Raw genomic sequence first — 19,008 nt, forward strand, 5'->3', positions numbered from 1 at the left:
CGTCAGCGGCCCGGGGCGATGACCGACAGTCCGAGTTCGGCGGCGGCGGCGAGCAGTCGGGTGTCGTAGGCGACAAACGCGGTCAGATCGGCACCGAACATCGTGCGGGCGGTAGCTAGGTGGATTGCGTGGAGTGAACGCAGCATCGGGTCGGGATATGCCGCCGCAGCGGCCCGAACTACCTCGTTCACCTCGTATCGGGAGACTCGTGCCAGCATTGCCGGGACGTCGACGAGCAACGATGGTTCCGCCCGTCGGATAGCGCGAGGCAGTTCGACCTCGATGAGCGCTGAGGACACCCAGGGCGTTGGCTCCCGTGTGGCGAGCCAATCGACGAGCGAATCACTTTCCGGCTCACGCCGGATGAGCTTCACCAGCGCCGACGTGTCCAGATACAGCATCAGTAGCGCTCGTCATCCCGCATCTCGCGGAGTAGTTCCCCTGCCTCGTGGTCAGTGCGAATCGGGCCCGTTGGGCGAGGCACCGGCCCGCTGACGGTCGCCGGATGAAGCAGCCCAGCCGTGATCATCTCGGTTAGTGGACTGTCTTGGGCGGGGACAAGGCGGGCGATCACCGTTCCCCGCTCGGTGATGTCGAGGGCTTCTCCCCGCTTGACGCGTGCCAGGACGCCGGCGGTGTTCTGATTGAGCTCGCGGATCGGCACCTCGGCCATCCCTGAAGTGTACTACCGTTTTGTACTACAAAGCGTCCGCTGCTCGCGGCCTCACGCCTCCTGCAGTCGCAACGCCAACCCCGAGGCCCGCACCACCCGCCGATCCAGTGCGGCGCGGATCTCCTGCTCGGAGCCGACCACCCGCACCTGATGCTTGGCGCGGGTCACCGCGGTGTAGAACAGCTCCCGGGTCAGCAACCGCGACTCGACCGGCGGCATCAGCACCGTCACCACGTCGGCTTCGCTGCCCTGACTCTTGTGGATGGTCATCGCGTACATGCTGTCGACGTCGGAGAGCCGGCCGGTGGCGAAATCCACCGGGCCCGACGCGGTCGCGATCACCGCCCGCAGGCCCTCGTCGTCGGCCACCACCACACCGGTGTCGCCGTTGCGCACACCCAGTCCGTAATCGTTGGCGGTGACCAGCAGTGGACGTCCGGCATACCACTCCGACCACAGCGGATCCCCGGTCTGATCGGACACCCAGCGGCGCACCTGACGGTTCCAGTGATTCGCCCCGTGCTGGCCGTCGCGGTGCGCACACAACAACCGGTGCTCGTCGAGATTGCGCAGCGCCTCGCCGGCATCACCGAGCACCGCCGCCTGCCGGACCCGCAACGCGTGCGGCACCGCGATCTCGGCCAGCTTCCCGGCCAGTGCGGCCGGGCCCGTCACGTCGATCCACTCCCGGTGTTCGTCGCCGGAGCGCAGCAGGTCGATGACGGTGTCGCCGTCCCCGGCCCGGATGGCTGCGGCCAACTCGCCGATCGACTTCTTGTAGCGGTGCGCGGTCGACAGCGTCGCCACCCGGGTACCGGGCCGGGCCGCCAGACCCTCCACCAGGTCGGCCAGCACCGCCCCGGCCTCCACCGACGCCAACTGGTCGGGGTCACCCACCAGGATCAGCCGGGCGGTCGGCCGGACCGCCTCCAGCAGCCGGGCCATCATGGTCAGCGGCACCATCGACGTCTCGTCGACGACGATCACGTCGTGCGGCAGCCGATTGGCCCGATTGTGCTTGAACCGCGACGAATTCCCGGGCCGCGAACCCAACAGCGTGTGCAGGGTGCTGGCCTGCAACCCGGCCAGCCGGGCCTGATCGATCGGGTCGAGCCTGCCGACCTCACCGGCCACAGCCTCGGTCAGCCGTGCCGCGGCCTTGCCGGTGGGGGCGGCCAGCGCGATCCGCAGCCGCGGGCGTCCGGCCCCCTCGGACCGGTCGGCCAGCAGCGCCAGCAGTCGGGCCACCGTGGTGGTCTTGCCGGTGCCCGGACCACCGGTCAACACCGTGACGGCCTGTGTCAGCGCGATCTCGGCGGCCGCCCGCTGTTCGTGATACTCCGGCGGGAACAGCCGCTCCACCGCGGCCAGCCCGGCCGGCCCGGCGTGCGGGGTGGACAGTGCCAGCAGGTCGGCGCAGACCTGCTCCTCCTCCCGCCAATAACGGTCCAGGTAGAGCAGTCGATCCGCGTAGAAGCGCAGCACCTGCCTGGCCACCAGGGAACTCGCGCGCACCGTCGCCAGCCACGCCGTCGGCTCCGGCCACGGCAACTCCGGCAGCTCGGTGCCGGCGGCCACCGTCGCCAACTCCAGGCAGACCGATCCGGTGCGCAGCGCGCGTACCGTCAACGCCACCGCCAGCGCCACCGTCTCGTCGGATTCGCCGCCCAGCGTGCAGAGCCGTTGTGCGGTATGCACATCCGCGGACTCGAGCACCCCGGCCTCGTTGAACTGCCGCAGCAGGCCGGTGGCCCGGTGTGCCACCCGGCACGACAGCGGATCGATGACGTCGGTGCTCATACGCCCGCCCCCTGATGCAACAGATCCGACAACGCCACCACCAGGGCCGTCGGCGGCCGCCAGCTGAACACCCCGGTGGGCGTGCCGTCGACCGTCGGGGTCGCCGGCCCGCACATGCCGCGCACGAACAGATACAGCACCCCGCCCAGATGCCGATCCGGGTCGTAATTGGGCTGGCGCCATCGCAGGAACCGGTGCAGCACCGCGGTGTAGAGCAGCGCCTGCAGCGGATAGTCCGAATGCAGCATGGCCTCGGCCATCCGTGACGGACCGTAATCGGCCGCCGTCTCGCCGAGATTGTTCGTCTTGTAGTCGACCACCAGATAGCGCCGATCGGGCAGTCGCAACACCACATCCAGGGAACCGGACAGATAGCCGCGCAACGGCTGGCCGCCCAGCGCCTCGGAGAGCAGCCGGTCAGCATACGGCGCGAACGGGTCGGCGGCGTCGAGGTGCGCGCGCAGCAGCGCGCCGACGTCGGCCACCCGCACCGGCGGCCCGGTGTCCGGGCCGTCGCCGCCGGCCAGCGGAATCTCGAAATCCAACTCCCGCAACCGATCCGCGATCCCGACCCGACGCAACGTCACATCGCCGGCCAACGGCCCCAACGGTGTGTCGTGCATCGGCACCAGGGCGGCCGCCAGCACGTCGGCGTCGACGCCGATCGGCCACCACGGCTCGTGCACGCGGACCTGGGCGGCCAACTCCGCGGCCAGGTCCGCGGCGAACGGATCGGCGGTCTCCAGCACCGCATGCACCAGCGAGCCGAAGGCCGCGCCGGCGGGCAGATCGGCCATCGGGGAACGCAGATCCGTGCCGACGCCGACGGCGGCCTGGCTGACGGTGATGTCCTGCGACTCGTCGTCGCGGGCGTGCGACTCGGGCTCACTGCCCACCCCCGCCGGGGTGCCCTCCTGGGCGTGCCGGACCAACGCCGAATACGAGGTGCGCCGCCAGTCGGTGTCGATCCGGCGGTGAAAGTGCCGCACCGCCAGATCCGTCGGCGACGACGGCCGGGGCACCGGGGTCGGGGCGATCACCTGCGAGTGCTCCACCACCGGGCCGCCGACGTCCTGCCAGGCCTCGAAGTGCGCCCACGCCTCGTCGTCGCTGGGCTTGGGCAGGCAACTGGTCGGCACCTCGACACTGCCGTGCGACCGGCCGCGCAGCAGCCGCGACAGCCCGCTGTTGACCTCGTCTTTGCTCGGACCCCACCAGGCCACCACCTGCGACTGCGCCCGGGTCAGTGCGACGTAGGTGATCCGCAGGTGATCCAGGGTCTCCTCGACGTGGTGGAACTGTTTGGCGCGGCCCCGATCCGGGCCCGCAGCGCCGCCGATGTACAGGCAGCGCGTCTCGGTGCCGTCCGCGCCGGGCTCGTGATAGAGCAGGTCGCCCCGGTCGCCGATGTTGCGGTTGAACAGAAACGGCAGATACACCACCGGGAACTGCAGACCCTTGGCCATGAACACCGTCATCAACTGCACCGCACCGGTATCGCTGTCGAGTCGGCGGGTGCGCTCGGTGGCGCGGCTGGTCTGGTCCTCGCACTGTTTGCGCAGCCAATCACGCAGGCCCGGCAGCCCGAGCCGCTCATCGTGGGCGGCCCGGTTGAGCAGCTGGCCGATATGCGCGCAGTCGGTCAGCTGCCGTTCGCCGCCGCGCCCGCTCAGCACCCGACGGCCCATCCCGGCCAGCTTGGCGGCCTCGAACACCGCTGCGATGCCGTGCTGGCGGGCGTGATCGGTCCACTCCCGCAAGGTCTGGGCCACCCGGTCGGTGAGGGCGTCGCCGCCGGCGGCCAGTGTTTCGGCGGTCTCACCGAAGAACATGGTGCAGGCCGCCGCACGCACCAGCCCGCTGCGGTGCGGGGCGTCGAACGCCTCCAGCAGACACAGCCAGTCCGCGGCCGCACCGGTCGCGAACACGTTGGCGTCGCCGGTGTAGACCACCGGAATATCCAGTGCGCTCAACGCATCCCGGCACAGTCGGGCGTCGGGGTGACGGTCGACCAGGATCGCGATGTCACCGGCGGTGATCGGCCGGCCGTCGTAGCTGGCGCCGGAACCGAGCAGGGCGGCGATATCGGCGGCCAGGTCGGCGGCGATGTGCGTGCGCAGCGGATCGATCAGGATCTCTTTGGCCGCCGAGCAGCCCAGCGTGGGCCGGTCCACCACCCGCAGCCGGAACGGCGCGTTGTGCGGTGCGCCGGCCAGGCGCTGCCCGCGGTGATGGGCCTGCACCTGCGGAACCACGATCTCGCGGTGGCCCAACCGGGTGTCGCCCATCACCACCTGCAGGCAGTCGACCAGGTCGGAATCGCTGCGCCAGTTGGTGTCCAGGGTGCGCCGGTCATCGGCGGTGCGGGCCGCGGCCAGATAGGTGTAGATGTCGCCGCCGCGGAATCCGTAGATGGCCTGCTTGGGGTCGCCGATCAGCACCAGCGTGCAATGCCCGCGGAAGGCGCTGTCGATGACCTCCCACTGCACCGGGTCGGTGTCCTGGAATTCGTCGACCATCACCACCGGCCAGCGCCGGCGCATCCGTTCGGCGGCATCGGAGCCGCTGCGCCGCAAAGCATCCCGCAGCAGGGTCAACAGATCGGTGTAGCCGAGGATGCCCTGGCGGCGTTTCCGGTGCGCCAACTCGGCCAGCACCTCGCCGGCGAACTCCAGCCGGACCGCGGCCTCGGTGCCCGGCTCCGGGTCGAGCGGACGCAACTGCGCGGCGGGCTCCTCCACCACCCGGTTGGCCAGCTTGAGCGCCTCCTCCCGGCTGAACGGGGGCGGGGTCTCGTCATGGCCGAAGCGCTGCAGGTAACGGTCGTCGACGATCTCGCCGACCAGGTCGGCCAGGCTCTCCACCAGGGTCAGCGTCTCGTCGGTGTCGCCGGCCACCCCGAGGGATTTCAGGACCAGGGCGCAGAACTGGTGAATGGTGACGATGGTCGCGGCATCGAAATCGGCCAGCGCGTCGCGAAGCCGGGCCGCGCGCTGCCGCAGGACGTCGGCGGACCCGTCACACAGGTGCCGCTCCACGTCGTTGTCCGGCGGACGCTGCCCCGACAGTGCTGCGGCCGCACCGGCCACCTGGGCGCGCACCCGATCACGCAGTTCCCGGCTGGCCAACCGGCCGAACGTGACCAGCAGCAACTGGTCCGGGCGGGCCCGGCCCTCGGCCAGGTAGCGGGTGGCCAGCGCGGCCAGGGTGAACGTCTTGCCGGTGCCGGCGCTGGCCTCCAGCACCGTGGTGGACCCGGCGGCGGGCAGCGGCCCGAGCAGGTCGAAAGGCTGCGTCACAGTGTGCCCTCCCCGGCCAGCAGCGGGGACCACACTCGCCGGGCGAGCGCCCCCAACCGGGTGCTCTCCCCGGTGATCTCCTCCCCGGCGCGGGGAGTGCCCAGCAGTCGATCGAGTGGGGCGTCGGGCCCCCACACCTTGCAGACCGCCTTGTCGGTGTTCTCCCCGAACCTGCCCGTCCAGACGTAGCGGGTCTTCCACAGCGGGTCGTCACCGGAGCGGCGGGCGTCGGCCCAGGCGTAGCTGGTCTTCAACGGCAGCGGCAGCGGTTCACGCCGGCCCGCGTCGTAGATCGCCACCAGCTGGCGCAGTGCCGCCGCCGGGTCGGCGTCGGCGGCGAACAGCCGCTGGCTGATGGGGCTGCGGGCGCCCTTGCCGATGGACAGCGCCGACCAGCCCCGCCCGGGATGCTGCGCGGCCAACGCCAGCAGGGTGATCCAGTCCTGCAGAACATGTTTGGGGGCCAGCTTGGAATAGGTGACCGAGACGGTACGGGTCCCGTAGACGCCGGAGACGGTGCCGGTCAGGCGCCGGCCGTCGCCCAGTTGCAGGTCGATGTCGTAGGCGGCCGGATCGCCCGTGCGGTGCGGGATCGCGGCTTCGGCCAGCGCCCGGGCCTGATCGCGGATCTCGCAGGCGGCCCGCATGCCCAGCCGGGCGGGCGGCAGTGCGCCGCGGCGCCACTCGGCGTTCGCGGCGTCGTCGGGGTGCATGCCGCCGAGCATGTCGGTGAGCATCCGGTCGCCGACCGACCAGGTCTGCAGGGCGTCGATCTCCACCGGCATGGCGTCCTCGACACCCTCGACGTCCCACGGCAACGTGTAATCCAGGGCGCGGAAGAACCCCTTGATCGGATCCTTGAAGAAGGCCAACAGGTCCATCAGTTCCACGTCGCCGGTCGGCGGGTCCAGCAGGGCGGCGAACATCGCCGGCGGGGCGTGCCGGGTCCCGGCGGCGGCCTCGGCCGCGGTCTGCGCGGTCGGATCGAAGCTGAACGGTCCCGGCGTCCCCAGCGCGCCCGGCGTCACATTGCGAATATCGAACGGCTGCAACGGATGATCGATCACGACGTGATCCCGCACCGGTGCGCCGGTGGCGGTGGCCGCGGTGGCGTCCAGGGCGTCGATCAGCTCGGCCAGCGGCACCGCCGGCGGCTGCTGCTTGCCGGTGAGCTCGTCGCAGCCGGTGAACGTGATCACCAGGGTCTCGGTGGCCGCGCAGACCGCATCGAGGAGCAGTTGACGGTCCTCGGCACGCACGTCGCGTTCCCCGGTGTGCGGGCGGCGGGCCAGGGCGTCGTCGCCGTTGACGTGGTCGGTCCGCGGGAACACCCCGTCGTCCAGGCCGACCAGGCAGATCACCCGGTGCGGCACCGAACGCATCGGCACCAGCGTGCAGACCGTCAAACCGCCGGTGCGGAAGTTCGCCCGGGTGGGCCGGCCGGCCAGATCCCCGGACAACAGGGCCCGCACGTCGGACAAGCGCAGCGCGGTATCGGCGTGCGCGCCCGCCTGCGCGAGCACCTCGGTGAGTTCACGCTCCAGCTGACCGGCCTGCCAGCCGTCGTCGGCGCCGACCCGGGTCAGCGCGGCCACCCCGTCGAGCAGCGCCGCCGACCACTCCGACAGCGGCCGTGTCCCGGTGAGCCGGTCCGCGGCGGTCTGCAACCGGTCCACGAACTCCGCCAGCCGCCCGGCCAACTCCACCTGATTGCTGCCGACGTCGTCGAGCGGCAGCGCGGTGCCCAGCCAGGCCCGGGAATCATCGGACATCGCCACCCCGGTCAGGATCCGGTCCAGGCCGAACCGCCAGGTGTTGTGCTGAATCCGGTCCAGCCCGTAGGGCTCCCGATGCTCGGCGTCGAAACTCCACCGGATGTTGGCGTCGCGCACCCAGCCGGTGACGACCTCCAGGTCGTCGTCGGTGAAGGCGAACCGGGCCCGCACCGGCACGGCCTGGGCCAGGTCGAGCACCGTGGTGGCGGTCGCCCGGCTCTCGGCGATGTCCAGCAGGGCGGCGGCCACCCCCAGCAGCGGATTGGTCTGGACGGTGGCCCGGTCGGCCAACTGCACCCGCAGCAGATGCGCCGGGTGGTTCTCCCCGGCCAGCTCACCCAGCCCGAAGCCGGCGGTGATCAGCGGCGCGTAGGCCTCGATATCCGGGCACATCACCAGGATGTCGCGGGGCTGCAGGGTCGGGTCGTCGGCGAGCAGACCCAGCAGCACCTCGCGCAGCACGTCGACCTGGCGGGCCGGGCCGTAGCAGGAGTGCACCTGCACCGAGCGGTCGGCGGCGGCCAGTACCCGCCCGGCCGGGCGCACCTCGTCGGCGGCGATATCCGATTGCAGCCAGCCCAGCAGGGTGTCCGGAGCCGTTGCGGCGGAAAGGTATTCGTCGGAATCCGGATCGGCGGGCAGGCCGCGCTGCAGTTCGCGCAGATCACGCCCCAGGGTGTGCAGCAGCGGGTGGCGAGCGGCGGTGCGGCCGGTGTCGTCGGCGCGCGGGACCGGGCCGTGCACACCGCGCAGCGCCTGCCAGAGCGCATCGGAGGGGTGCGGCAGCCACAGGTGCAGGTCGTGGTGCACGCCCAGCGCCCCGAGCAGCTCGATGTCGGTGCGGGCCAGGCGGGTATGCCCGAACAGGCTCAACCGCGCCGGCAGTGTCGCGGTGGGGGCGGTCCGCAGCCGGGCGAGGGTGTCGCGGTGGCGCACATGCGGGGGATCGATACCGGCCGCGGCCACCAGTGCCCGCCACAACGGCGGCTGCCAGGACAGGTCGGCGTCCAGATCGCCGGTCTCGCCGTTGAGCCAGTCCGCCAGCATCTCGGGCCGCTCCCGCGCGTAGGAGGCGAACAACCGCGCGAGCCGATGCGCGACCGCATACCTGCGGCCGCGGCGCAGCTCCGCCTCGTCGTCGGTGTGGAAGTGGCCCAGATGCCGTGCCAGCGTGGCGCACCACGGCTCGTCGAGGCCGGCGTCGATGACCGCCAGCAGCGGCCAGACCATGGCGTCCGGTGACCACGGGTCGGCCTGCGCGGTGCCGGCGATCTCGGCGATCAGCGACCCCGGGCTACGGAACAGCACCCCGGCGCACACCCCGTCGCCGCCGGCGCCGGCACCCAATACGTGCGACAGGCGCTGCGACAGCCAGCGCTCCACCCCGCGGGCCGGAACCAGCACCAGCTCCCGGTCGAACGGATCCGCGGGCGGGGTGGCCAACAGTGCGCCGAGCCCGGCGACCAGGGTGTCGGTGCGTTCGGCGCGGTGCAGGTGAAGGCCCATCGGGCTCACCATAAACCGCGGTACCGACAACGCGGACTCGTAGGCTGGCCGATGTGAAAGCGGTCAGCTGTAGTAATGCCCGACTCGAGGTCGTCGACCTGCCCAGCCCGGTCCCGGCCCGAGGCCAACTGCTCATCGAGGTGCTGCGCTGCGGGATCTGCGGATCGGACCTGCACGCCCGCCAACACTGCGACGAAGCCGCCGACGTCGCCGCGGCCACCGGATACGACGGCTTCATGCGCTCGGATCAACAGGTGATCTTCGGGCACGAATTCTGTGGCGAGGTCCTCGACCACGGCCCCCGCACCCGCAACGCGCCGCGCCCCGGCACCCGGGTGGTCGCGGTGCCGCTGCTGCGCCGCGGCGACGACGTGCACACCATCGGGCTGTCGGAAGCGGCGCCGGGCGGCTACGCCGAACAGATGATCGTCGAGCAGGCGTTGACGCTGCCGGTCCCCAACGGGCTGTCGGCGGACGCGGCGGCGCTCACCGAGCCGATGGCGGTCGCCTGGCATGCGGTGCGCCGCGGCGAGGTGGGCCGCCGCGACGTGGCGATCGTGATCGGCTGCGGGCCGATCGGCCTGGCGGTGGTGTGCATGCTCAAAGCCCGCGGGGTGCGCGCCGTGATCGCCGCCGACTTCTCGGCCGGACGACGGGCGCTGGCGCAGCGCTGCGGCGCCGACGTGGTGGTGGACCCGGCGGTCGAATCGCCCTACGACACGGCCGCCGGACACGGCCACCTCAAGAGGGCGTCCGACGCCCTGGGGCTGGCGGTGGGCACCGTGGAGAAGCTCTACCGGGCGCGGCTGCCCTGGTGGCACGTCTGGCGGGCCGCCGAAGCCGCCGGCGCCACCACCCCGAAACACCCGGTGATCTTCGAGTGCGTCGGGGTGCCCGGCATCATCGACGGGATCGTCGCCGGGGCGCCGCTGTTCTCCCGGGTGGTGGTGGTCGGGGTCTGCATGGCCACCGACGCGATCCGGCCGGCGATGGCCATCAACAAGGAGATCGACCTGCGATTCGTCCTGGGTTACACGCCGATGGAATTCCGCGACACCCTGCACATGATCGCCGAGGGAAAGGTCGATGTGACGCCGTTGATCACCGGTGGCGTCGGCCTGGGCGGGGTGGCCGGCGCCTTCGACGAACTGGCGGAGGCGGGCAGGCACGCCAAGATCCTGATCGATCCCCGCAGCCCACTGCAGGAGGTGCAGGGATGACCGACATCAAACGCATCGCGATCAGCACCGGCGGGGGAGATGCGCCCGGCCTCAATGCCGTCATCTACGCCGCCACGCTGGCCGCGCAGCAGCGCGGCTGGGAGGTCGTCGGGATCCGGGACGGCTACAACGGCCTGCTGCGGGGCGGGGACTATCCCGACGGTGGGCTGATCGAGCTGACCCGCAACCGGGTCCGCGGGATCATCCACCAGGGCGGCACCATCTTGGGCAGCACCAACCGCGGTAACCCGATCGCCTACCCGGTACAGCAGGCCGACGGCAGCTGGATCGAACAGGACCGCACCGGTGAGCTGCTGGAGCGGTTCGCCGAGCACGGCATCGATGCGCTGATCACCATCGGCGGGGACGGCTCCCTGACGATCGGCAACCATCTGCACGAAGCCGGTCTGCGGTTGGTCGGGGTGCCCAAGACCATCGACAACGATCTGGAATGCACCGTGGCGACCTTCGGGTTCGCCAGTGCGGTCGACTTCGCCTCGGAGTGCATCGACCGGCTGTTCTCCACCGCCACCTCGCACAGCCGGATCATGGTGGTGGAGGTGATGGGCCGCTACGCCGGGTGGATCGCCCTGCACGCCGGGATGGCTTCCGGGGTGCACGCCATCCTGCTGCCGGAGATCCCGTATCGCCTGGAACCGGTGGCCGAGCTGATCGCCGAACGCGCACAACGCGGTTCGACGTACTCGATCGTCTGTGTCGCCGAGGGCGCCCGGCCGGTCGGCGGCGAACGCACCGTGGCGGGCAAATCGGTGGGGCAGGCCGAGCGATTGGGCGGGGTGGGGGCCAAGGTCGCCGCCGAACTCGAGGCGCTGACCGGGCGGGAGTCGCGTTCGCTGGCGCTCGGGCACCTGTTGCGGGGTGGTTCGCCGACGGCGACGGACCGGTTGCTGGGCCTGCGGTTCGGTGCGGCCGCGGTGCGGGCGTTGAGTGAAGGGCGCACGGGGGTGATGGTGGCGCTCAACCCGCCGACGGTGGACTACGTGCCGTTGGCCGACGCCACCCGGCGGCAGAAAACCGTTCCGCTGGACTGCGATTCGATCCAGACCGCCCGTGACGTGGGGATCCGGTTCGGCGACGAGTGCTGATCGCTGGTGCCCCGGGGGTAACCGGCGGGCACACACCCCTATGCCCGGATGGGGCGGACGGGGTTGGCGGGATTGTTGGAGGCCAGTTCTCAGTACCCCAGCGTGAATCCGTGGCGCAGCACCAGATCCGAGGTGACGTCGGCGCGCTCGGCCAGCGGCGAGGACTCCACCTCGAACGCGTCGATGCCGAAGAACGCGTAGTTGGCCGAGTTCTCCGGGGTGGTGCGGGAACGGTAGACGATCGCATCCGGGCATTCGTCGGCCTCGGGCCACCAACGGTGCACCGCATCGGCCAACTGCTGGCAGGTCGCCCACACCTGGTCGTGCTGGCCGGTGCTGATCTGGTCGTCGACGGCCAGGGCGTCCAGATTGCGCTCGGTGCGCAGGTCGAGCACCCGCAGATGCCGCGCGGCGGTCAGCGACACCAGCAGGTGGCCGGCGTGATCGGCCGGGATCATCAGCCCGGTCAGTCGATAGCGCTCCCGGAAGGCCCCCACCGGATCGGTTGCCGCGTAACGGGTCCGGAACGCCCCCGACGGCGGATCGAAACGGTAACGCGGTTCGGCGAACCCGGCCCAGGTCCACTGCCGCGGGTGCTCGGCGTCCAGCCGCCACAAACGCGTCCCCGCGGTCACCCGGCGGCGACGCAGTCCGGTGGGCCGGGCCGACGGCAGTGCGGCCCGGTAGCCGGCCGGTAGTTCAGGCACCGAGTGCGGCGAGCAGGCGACGCGCGGCCGGTGCGGTCTCGGGTCGGCGCAGCCCCTCGGCGATCGAGACGCCACCCAACTCGTCATGGGTGAGCCGCATGATGCGGTCGGCGGCCAGCGGGTCGCCGGTGAACCGGCCCAGCAGTTCCAGGATCTCGGGCAGATCGGCGCGCACCCGGGCGTCGTCGAATTGCCAGGCCGGGAACCAGGTCTGATTGCCCACGGCCGCGCCGACGAGCTTGCCGCGGCTGCGCAGCCGATGCACCGCCTGCGGGGTGCCGAGCCGCAGCAGGGACTGCACCCGCGGGGTGGGCAGTGCGCCGGCGACGAAGTCGTCGATGATCGCGGCGCGGCGCTGATCGTTGAGTGCGTGGGAGGCGATGCGCTCCAACGTGCCCTGCGGTGCGGTGGGCGCCTCCAGCAGCGCATCGAGGACCTGGGCGAATCCGGCGTCGGCACGGGCGCGTTCGGCGACCTGGCGGGCGATCGGTGCGACAGCGGTGGGCATGGCACCATGTTACTCGCCGTTGCGCCGGGTTGAAACAATCGAAACAGATATTTCAGGGGCGGTCACGCCGGCGCGCCAGCACCCGCCACCCCACCGTGACCGCCGCGGCCACCGCGATCGCACCCGCCAGCGGACCGGCGCCCAGCGCGTCGACGCCGTCGGCCAGCCACGACTGCACCGCCCCGGCGGCCTCGACCACCGGATCGTGCGGGTCGGCCCCGGCGAAGTACAGCCGGATCTCGTAGACCCCGTAATAGCCGACGTACAACCCGGTCACCAGCACGATCAGCCCCGCGATGCGGCCCACATACGGCAGCACCCGGCGCAGCGCGGCGGAGGCCGAAGCGCCCGCCAAGGCCACCGCCGACGCCGCGGCCCCCACCGTGATGCTCATCCCCGCGGCATAGGCGACGAACGCCAGCACACCGGTCACCGTCGACCCCTGCCGGAAGGTGGTGCTGATCACCGCCAGAAACGGTGCGATCGTGCAGGACAACGACGCCACCGCGTAGCCGACGCCGTACCCGTACATCGAGCCGAGACGTGCCGTCGGCGTCCCGCTCGCCGCGGTCGGCAGCAGCACCGGGATATCGCGGCCGGACAACAGCCAAAGGCCCATCGCCACCAACAGCACCCCGACCGCCACGGTGCCGAACGGCAGATACCGCTGCGCCGAGGCGATCAGCGGGGAGACGGCCAACCCGAAGATCCCGAACACCGTCAGGAATCCGGCCGACATCACCACGGTGGCCGCGGCCGCCCGGGCCAGGGCGACTGGACGTGACGTGTCCCTGCTCTCGGCGATCACCAGCCCCAGATACCCGGGCAGAAACGCGAAGCCGCACGGGTTCAACGCCGCCACCAGCCCTGCTCCCAGAGCGAAGCCCAGTGCGGCGGTATCGATCACGAATCCGGCAGTGCGGCCAGTCGCCGGTTCAGTTCGGCTTCGGCCAGCGAGCCCGTCACCACCTCGACCCGGCCGTCCGGGCTGATGAAGGCGTACGCCGGCTGGCGGGTCACCCCGAACTTCGCCCAGACCGCGGCATCGGTGTCGGCCAACTCGGTGAACCCGTCGACGCCGTAGCGGGTGACAAAGGCGCGCAACGCCTCGAGCCGATCCTGGGCGCCGACACCGACGAACGTCACGTTCGGGTGCGTCTCGGCCAGCCGGGCGACCATCGGCGCATCCTTCTGACACAGCGGGCAGAACGGCGCCCAGAACCACAGCACCGCCGGCCTGCCGTGCAGGCTCGTCCCGGAGAACGGCCGTCCGTCGAGGGTCTGCGCGGTGAAATCGAGCTGGGCGTCCTCGGCCCGGGTCGGTGAACCGCAGCCGAAGATCAGTCCGATCAGCACCGTCGCCACCACGAACAGCAGGACCGATCGGCCGCGGCCGGAGGTCGAGTCATGGGGCATACCCGGGAGTATGCCATCGAGCTAAGGTCCCTCTATGGCCCGCGGACGACTGGAGCACACCGCCGACATCGCCGCCGCGCCGGACGCCGTCGCGGCACTGCTGAGCGACCTGGCCAACTACGAAGCCCTGCACCCCATGCTGGTGGACGTGCGCCGCGTCCCCGGCGGCCGCGACGGGGCCACCCGCTATCTGGCCCCGCACCGGATGCGGCTGTACGGCATCCCGATCCGCTTCACCTGCCGGGTCGACCTGAGCACCCCGGCGCCCGACGAGATCCGCACCCACACACTGCAGCGGCCCGGCATCGAGATGTGGTCCACCCTGACGATCCGCCCGCACGACGGCGGCACCCGACTGCACGAGCACGTCGACATCCGCGCCCCGCGACTGTTGATGAAGACCGTGCTGCGCGACGGCGGCAGCTCACACGCCGCGATGTGGGAGAACCTGCAACGCTATTTCGCCGGCTGAACCGGGCGGGCATGCTGGAGAGCATGGACCGCAACCAGATCACCGAACAGATCATCGCCGCCCGCCTCGCCAAGGGCCTGAGCTGGCAGGAACTGGCCGACGCGATCGGCAAACCGGTGGTGTGGACCACGTCGGCGCTGCTGGGCCAGCAACCCATTCCCGCCGAACTGGGCCAGACCCTGGCCGGCCTGCTGGGCCTGGACCCGGCGGTGGTCCCGGTGCTGGCGGCGGTGCCGATGCGCGGCGCGGCGGCCACCCCGCCCACCGACCCGACCATCTACCGGCTCTACGAAGCGGTCGGCGTCTACGGCCCGGCGCTCAAAGAACTGATCCACGAGCAGTTCGGCGACGGCATCATGAGCGCGATCAACTTCAGCGTCGACCTCCAACGCAAAGCACACCCGGGCGGTGACCGCGTGGTGATCACCCTCGACGGGAAATTCCTTCCCTACGAATGGAACTCCGCGGACTAGGCGGTATCCGGTGACCGCCGAGCGGGGTGCGGACCCCCAGCCGCCGACCGCCGATCTGGTGCTGTCGGGCGGGGGCGTCCGATTCATCGGGCTGGTGGGTGCGGTGGTCGCGCTGATGGACGCCGGCTACTCGATGCAGCGCATCTCCGGGGTGTCCGGCGGTTCGGTGGTGGGCTCGATCCTGGCGGCCGCCGCCCAGGGCGACCAGCTGACCGGGGCGCAGGTCGCCGAACTGGCGCTGTCGGTGCCGCTGGCCCGCTGGCGCGACGCCGCGGTGCCGCTGCCGCTGGTGGGTCCGGCCTGGGGATTCCTGCGCGACAGCGGCCTGTACCGCGGTGACGTCGCGCACGACTGGATTCGCGGCGAACTGCGCAACCTGGGCGTCCGGACCTGGGGTGACCTGGCCTATCACGGCGACAACCTGCTGGCGGAACGCCGCTACCGGGCGGTGGTCAGCGTGACCGACGTGACCACCGGGCAACTGGTCCGGCTGCCCTGGGACTACCGCAGGGTCTACGGTTTGGACCCCGACGAACAGTCGGTGGCCGACGCGGTGCGGGCGTCGATGTCGGTGCCGTTCTTCTACCGGCCGATGACGCTGACCAGCGCCACCGGCCTGCGCTCCACCCTGGTCGACGGCGGGGTGCTGTCGAACTTCCCGATCGACACCTTCGACCGGCCGGACGGCCGCGCCCCGCTGTGGCCCACGTTCGGGATCACCGTGGTGCCGGAACTGTCCGACGCCGACGCCGGCGCCATGATCCCGGGGCTGGGGCCGCTACGCCTGTTCGGGCAATCGCGACTGCTGGAAGACCTGATCAGCACCTTGCTGGTCGGCCACGACCAGACCTACCTCAACCAGCCGTGGGTCGGGGTGCGCGCCATCAAGGTCTGTCCCACCGACGTCGGGGTGCTCGACTTCGGGGTCTCCCGGGCCCGGCTCGAAGAGCTCTACGACAACGGCTACCGCGCCGCCACCGAGTTCCTGCAGACCTGGGACTGGCCGGCCTACCTGCAAGATTTCCGCGCCTCGCACTACCCGGGCGTCGACCCCGCCACCGACTGATCCGGCTCAGCTGCGGTGCTTGCCCAGTTCGGCGCCGGCGTCGCCGAGGCGCACCGTGATGTCGGTGTTGCCGGCGCCGTCGAGTTGTTCGCGGCCGCGCAACCGGTCCTGGATCTCGCGGGCGGCGCTGTTGATCCGCTCGATCTCGCCGCGGAACACGTCCGGGCGGGTCTCCTTGCTGGCGTAGTGGAAATAGCTCAGCAGGCTGCGCAACAGCTCCAGCTTCTGCTTCTCCCGCCGGGCCAGGTCGTGGGTGGTCATCAGCTCCACGCGCCGGACCGGCGGCAGGTCACCCCAGTCCAGGGTCACCTTGTTCTCGTAGCGGTGTTGCTTGCCGCGCCGTCCGAACCAGCCCTTGGGCGGCTCGGGGCTGTCGGCGTAGCTGACGGTGCCGGTGAACCGCGATTCGATGCCCTCGCCGAGTTCGGCCCGGTCGATCGCCGAGTCCCACACCGTGCGCCACTCCTGGTTCGGCGCCAGCACCGTCAATTCCTCGGGCAACTGCAGGGCGACCACGTCGGCGTAGCCGTCCGAGGCGGTCTCGTAGCGGGCGACGGTGGGGGGCTGGGTGAACGCGAACCGGATGTCGTAGGCGGCGGTCTTACCGAAGTTGCGCACCACCAGTTCGATGACGTGCCAGTCGGCGGCGTGCGGCTCCATGAACATCGCCACATGCGGGCGGGTCTGTTCGGCGGCGGCCCGGCGGCCGCGCTGCAGCTGCCGGTTCAGGTAGATCAGCGCCAGCACGGTGATGACGATGGCCAGCCACGCGGCCCACGCCAGCCACGCGTCCGCCCCGGCGTGGGTGATGTCGTAGAAGCGGTCCTGCACTGATCTCATCGGCAATCCCCTCATCCGCCCATCAGCATGCGCCACCGGTCCAGGCTTGTGGCGCTGAATACATAGTTGGACCGTTTGACCTCGGAGAGCGCGGCGCTGGGATCGGCCGAATACCAGTGGCCGGGAAAGACCGTCGGGTCACCGGGCAGGGCGGCGAGCTGTTGCAGACTGCGGTACATCTCGTCGGAGTCGCCGCCGGGGAAATCGGTACGCCCGCAGCCCTCCAGGAACAGGGTGTCGCCGGCGACCAACCGGCCGTCGAGCAGGAAGCACTGACTGCCCGGCGTGTGTCCGGGAGTGTGCAGCAGCTCGATGTCGATGGCGCCGACGCTGACGCGATCACCGTGATCGTGCGCGGTCAGATCCGTCATCGGGATCTCCGTGACCCGTGAAACCCATTGCGCTTCATGGGTGTTCACGTGAACCGGCACACTGGTCCGCTCCAGTAGCTCGGCCAGGCCTTTGAGCTCGAAGCCCATCATCTTGCCGCCCACGTGGTCGGGGTGGTGATGGGTGACCAGCACGCCGGACAGGTGCATGCCGTCGGCCTCGAGCACGTCGAGTAGGTCGCCGGCGGCGTAGGCCGGGTCGACCACCACGGCGTCGCCGGTCTGGCGGTCGCCGATCAGATAGGCGAAATTGCGCATCTGGGCGGCCATCGGGTCACCGGTCGCGAAATCGCGTCCGGACAGCAGTTGACGGAAATACAGCCGATCGGATTCGGGCACGCCCCCCAGCCTAAAGCAGTTACTTCGGACGGCCTTTGTCATTGCGGTTTGGAGACCACGCGGGCGAGGTTGTAACCTTCTACAGGCTTACAGCGACCGGCAAGGTCGCGGTAGGCGCAGGCCCCCTTAGCTCAGTCGGCAGAGCGTTTCCATGGTAAGGAAAAGGTCAACGGTTCGATTCCGTTAGGGGGCTCGGTGGACGCCAGTCGGTGCGCCGACTAGCGCCGATCGGGGCGGTGTAGCTCAGCTGGTTAGAGCGCACGACTCATAATCGTGAGGTCGGGAGATCGAGCCTCCCCACCGCTACTGCAAGCAATACGACACGTGAAGAAGGACGACTGACGTGGCCTCCAGTACTGATGTGCGGCCCAAGATCACCTTGGCCTGCGAGGTGTGCAAGCACCGCAACTACATCACCAAGAAGAACCGCCGTAACGACCCCGACCGGCTGGAGCTGAAGAAATTCTGCCCCAACTGCGGCAAGCACGAGTCGCACCGCGAATCTCGCTAAGCAGGGGCGTGCCGTGTCGTTGGCAGATCGTCTGGCCGGGGCCAAATACCGCTATCCCGACTTCTACGAGGTAGACCGGGAAAAGATCCGCGAGTACGCGCGCGCGGTCAAAGCGGTCGATCCGGCCAGTCTGGACCTGCGCGCGGCAGCCGACCTCGGTTACGACGGCCTGGTGGCCCCGCTGACCTATATCTCGATCTTCGGGCACATGGCGATCTCCGGCTTCTTCGAGCACTGCGGCGTCACGGTGGATGACGCGCAGATCGTCCAGGTCGATCAGAAACTGGAGTTCCTCCAGCCGATCAAAGAAGGCGACCGGCTGTACTGCGACATCGAGGTCGAATCGATCCGTCGTGCGCACGGCACCGACATCATCATGACCAAGCAGGTAGTCACCAACCACGCCGGTGACATCGTGCAGAGGACGTACACGACGCTGGCGGGCCGCGCCGGCGAGGGAGACAAGGGTTTCACCGATGGCGTTGCGTGAGTTCAGTTCGGTCAAGGTCGGCGATCAGCTGCCCGAGCGGGTCATTCCGCTGTCGCGTCAGGACCTGGTCAACTACGCCGGGGTCTCCGGCGACCTGAACCCGATCCACTGGGACGACGAGATCGCCCAGCAGGTGGGTCTGGACACCGCCATCGCCCACGGCATGCTGACCATGGGGATCGGTGGCGGATACGTCACCTCCTGGGTGGGCGACCCGGGCGCGGTAACCGAGTACAACGTGCGTTTCACCTCGGTGGTGCCGGTGCCCAACGACGGCAAGGGCGCCGAGATCACCTTCACCGGCCGGGTGAAGTCCGTCGACGCCGAGACGAAGACGGTGACGATCGCGCTCACCGCCACCACCGGTGGCAAGAAGATCTTCGGGCGGGCGGTCGCGTCCGCCAAGCTGGCCTAGGCG

General features: G+C 70.4%; 19 protein-coding genes and 2 tRNA genes. 10 read left to right on the forward strand and 11 right to left on the reverse strand.

The window, feature by feature from the left end:
- Positions 1-2: 2 nt before the first annotated feature.
- The 5 genes from RCP38_RS02960 to recC are packed head-to-tail and all read right to left on the reverse strand — an operon-like array spanning position 3 to position 9,053.
- Entirely contained in the window at positions 3-401 is a 399-nt protein-coding gene (locus tag RCP38_RS02960; RefSeq protein ID WP_308475517.1) for a type II toxin-antitoxin system VapC family toxin, read from the reverse strand.
- Positions 401-673, reverse strand: coding sequence for a type II toxin-antitoxin system Phd/YefM family antitoxin (locus RCP38_RS02965; RefSeq protein ID WP_308475518.1), 273 nt, complete (start codon positions 671-673; stop codon positions 401-403). The genes RCP38_RS02960 and RCP38_RS02965 overlap by 1 nt, the downstream gene beginning before the upstream one ends.
- Positions 674-724: 51 nt before the next feature.
- Positions 725-2,473 carry an exodeoxyribonuclease V subunit alpha gene (recD, locus tag RCP38_RS02970; RefSeq protein WP_308475519.1) on the reverse strand — a complete coding sequence of 583 codons (1,749 nt, stop codon included), beginning with the start codon at positions 2,471-2,473 and terminating at the stop codon, positions 725-727.
- Complete coding sequence (recB, locus tag RCP38_RS02975) at positions 2,470-5,772, reverse strand: exodeoxyribonuclease V subunit beta (RefSeq protein WP_308475521.1); 3,303 nt, start codon at positions 5,770-5,772, stop codon at positions 2,470-2,472. Before recB ends, recD begins: the two co-directional genes overlap by 4 nt.
- Positions 5,769-9,053: an exodeoxyribonuclease V subunit gamma gene (gene recC, locus RCP38_RS02980; RefSeq protein WP_308475523.1), complete on the reverse strand. Its 3,285-nt coding sequence runs from the start codon at positions 9,051-9,053 to the stop codon at positions 5,769-5,771. The genes recB and recC overlap by 4 nt, the downstream gene beginning before the upstream one ends.
- A gap of 53 nt (positions 9,054-9,106) precedes the next feature.
- On the opposite strand from recC, the gene RCP38_RS02985 reads away from it, so the two are divergent.
- Together RCP38_RS02985 and RCP38_RS02990 are read left to right on the forward strand one after the other, a co-directional pair.
- Positions 9,107-10,273 carry a zinc-binding dehydrogenase gene (locus tag RCP38_RS02985; protein ID WP_308475525.1) on the forward strand — a complete coding sequence of 389 codons (1,167 nt, stop codon included), beginning with the start codon at positions 9,107-9,109 and terminating at the stop codon, positions 10,271-10,273.
- Positions 10,270-11,379: a 6-phosphofructokinase gene (locus RCP38_RS02990; RefSeq protein ID WP_308475526.1), complete on the forward strand. Its 1,110-nt coding sequence runs from the start codon at positions 10,270-10,272 to the stop codon at positions 11,377-11,379. Before RCP38_RS02985 ends, RCP38_RS02990 begins: the two co-directional genes overlap by 4 nt.
- Before the next feature lie 89 nt (positions 11,380-11,468).
- On the opposite strand, the gene RCP38_RS02995 is transcribed toward RCP38_RS02990, so the two are convergent.
- The 4 genes from RCP38_RS02995 to RCP38_RS03010 are packed head-to-tail and all read right to left on the reverse strand — an operon-like array spanning position 11,469 to position 14,010.
- Positions 11,469-12,086, reverse strand: a complete 618-nt coding sequence (locus RCP38_RS02995) for an RES family NAD+ phosphorylase (RefSeq protein ID WP_308475528.1) — start codon at positions 12,084-12,086, stop codon at positions 11,469-11,471.
- Positions 12,079-12,594, reverse strand: coding sequence for a hypothetical protein (locus tag RCP38_RS03000; protein ID WP_308475530.1), 516 nt, complete (start codon positions 12,592-12,594; stop codon positions 12,079-12,081). The genes RCP38_RS02995 and RCP38_RS03000 overlap by 8 nt, the downstream gene beginning before the upstream one ends.
- A 52-nt stretch (positions 12,595-12,646) precedes the next feature.
- On the reverse strand, positions 12,647-13,501 hold the full coding sequence (locus RCP38_RS03005) for a cytochrome c biogenesis CcdA family protein (RefSeq protein WP_308475532.1): 855 nt from the start codon (positions 13,499-13,501) through the stop codon (positions 12,647-12,649).
- Entirely contained in the window at positions 13,498-14,010 is a 513-nt protein-coding gene (locus tag RCP38_RS03010; RefSeq protein WP_308475533.1) for a redoxin domain-containing protein, read from the reverse strand. The genes RCP38_RS03005 and RCP38_RS03010 overlap by 4 nt, the downstream gene beginning before the upstream one ends.
- Positions 14,011-14,044: 34 nt before the next feature.
- Here RCP38_RS03010 and RCP38_RS03015 point away from each other — a divergent pair, with 34 nt between their 5' ends.
- From RCP38_RS03015 to RCP38_RS03025, 3 genes are read left to right on the forward strand one after another with little or no spacing between them, the layout of a single operon-like run.
- The gene (locus RCP38_RS03015; protein WP_308475535.1) at positions 14,045-14,482 is read left to right on the forward strand and encodes an SRPBCC family protein; all 438 of its coding nucleotides are present in this window, start codon (positions 14,045-14,047) and stop codon (positions 14,480-14,482) included.
- A gap of 23 nt (positions 14,483-14,505) precedes the next feature.
- Complete coding sequence (cynS, locus tag RCP38_RS03020) at positions 14,506-14,955, forward strand: cyanase (RefSeq protein WP_465270695.1); 450 nt, start codon at positions 14,506-14,508, stop codon at positions 14,953-14,955.
- A 10-nt stretch (positions 14,956-14,965) separates the two neighbouring features.
- Positions 14,966-16,021: a patatin-like phospholipase family protein gene (locus tag RCP38_RS03025; RefSeq protein ID WP_308475537.1), complete on the forward strand. Its 1,056-nt coding sequence runs from the start codon at positions 14,966-14,968 to the stop codon at positions 16,019-16,021.
- A 6-nt stretch (positions 16,022-16,027) separates the two neighbouring features.
- On the opposite strand, the gene RCP38_RS03030 is transcribed toward RCP38_RS03025, so the two are convergent.
- Together RCP38_RS03030 and RCP38_RS03035 are read right to left on the reverse strand one after the other, a co-directional pair.
- Complete coding sequence (locus RCP38_RS03030) at positions 16,028-16,861, reverse strand: hypothetical protein (protein WP_308475538.1); 834 nt, start codon at positions 16,859-16,861, stop codon at positions 16,028-16,030.
- A gap of 11 nt (positions 16,862-16,872) precedes the next feature.
- Positions 16,873-17,589, reverse strand: a complete 717-nt coding sequence (locus tag RCP38_RS03035) for an MBL fold metallo-hydrolase (RefSeq protein WP_308475539.1) — start codon at positions 17,587-17,589, stop codon at positions 16,873-16,875.
- A 120-nt stretch (positions 17,590-17,709) separates the two neighbouring features.
- Here RCP38_RS03035 and RCP38_RS03040 point away from each other — a divergent pair.
- The 5 genes from RCP38_RS03040 to hadB all read left to right on the forward strand — a co-directional run bounded on the left by RCP38_RS03040 (position 17,710) and on the right by hadB (position 19,005).
- Positions 17,710-17,782, forward strand: a tRNA-Thr gene (locus RCP38_RS03040).
- 39 nt (positions 17,783-17,821) lie between these two features.
- A tRNA-Met gene (locus tag RCP38_RS03045) sits at positions 17,822-17,895 on the forward strand.
- Between the two features lie 37 nt (positions 17,896-17,932).
- Positions 17,933-18,100, forward strand: coding sequence for a 50S ribosomal protein L33 (rpmG, locus tag RCP38_RS03050; RefSeq protein WP_024440978.1), 168 nt, complete (start codon positions 17,933-17,935; stop codon positions 18,098-18,100).
- 13 nt (positions 18,101-18,113) lie between these two features.
- Positions 18,114-18,590: a (3R)-hydroxyacyl-ACP dehydratase subunit HadA gene (hadA, locus tag RCP38_RS03055; protein WP_308475543.1), complete on the forward strand. Its 477-nt coding sequence runs from the start codon at positions 18,114-18,116 to the stop codon at positions 18,588-18,590.
- A complete protein-coding gene (gene hadB / locus RCP38_RS03060) occupies positions 18,577-19,005 on the forward strand; it encodes a (3R)-hydroxyacyl-ACP dehydratase subunit HadB (protein ID WP_308475545.1) in 429 nt (142 codons plus the stop codon). The genes hadA and hadB overlap by 14 nt, the downstream gene beginning before the upstream one ends.
- Positions 19,006-19,008 lie beyond the last annotated feature (3 nt).

Source organism: Mycolicibacter sp. MU0083 (assembly GCF_963378075.1).
GTDB lineage: Bacteria > Actinomycetota > Actinomycetes > Mycobacteriales > Mycobacteriaceae > Mycobacterium > Mycobacterium kokjensenii.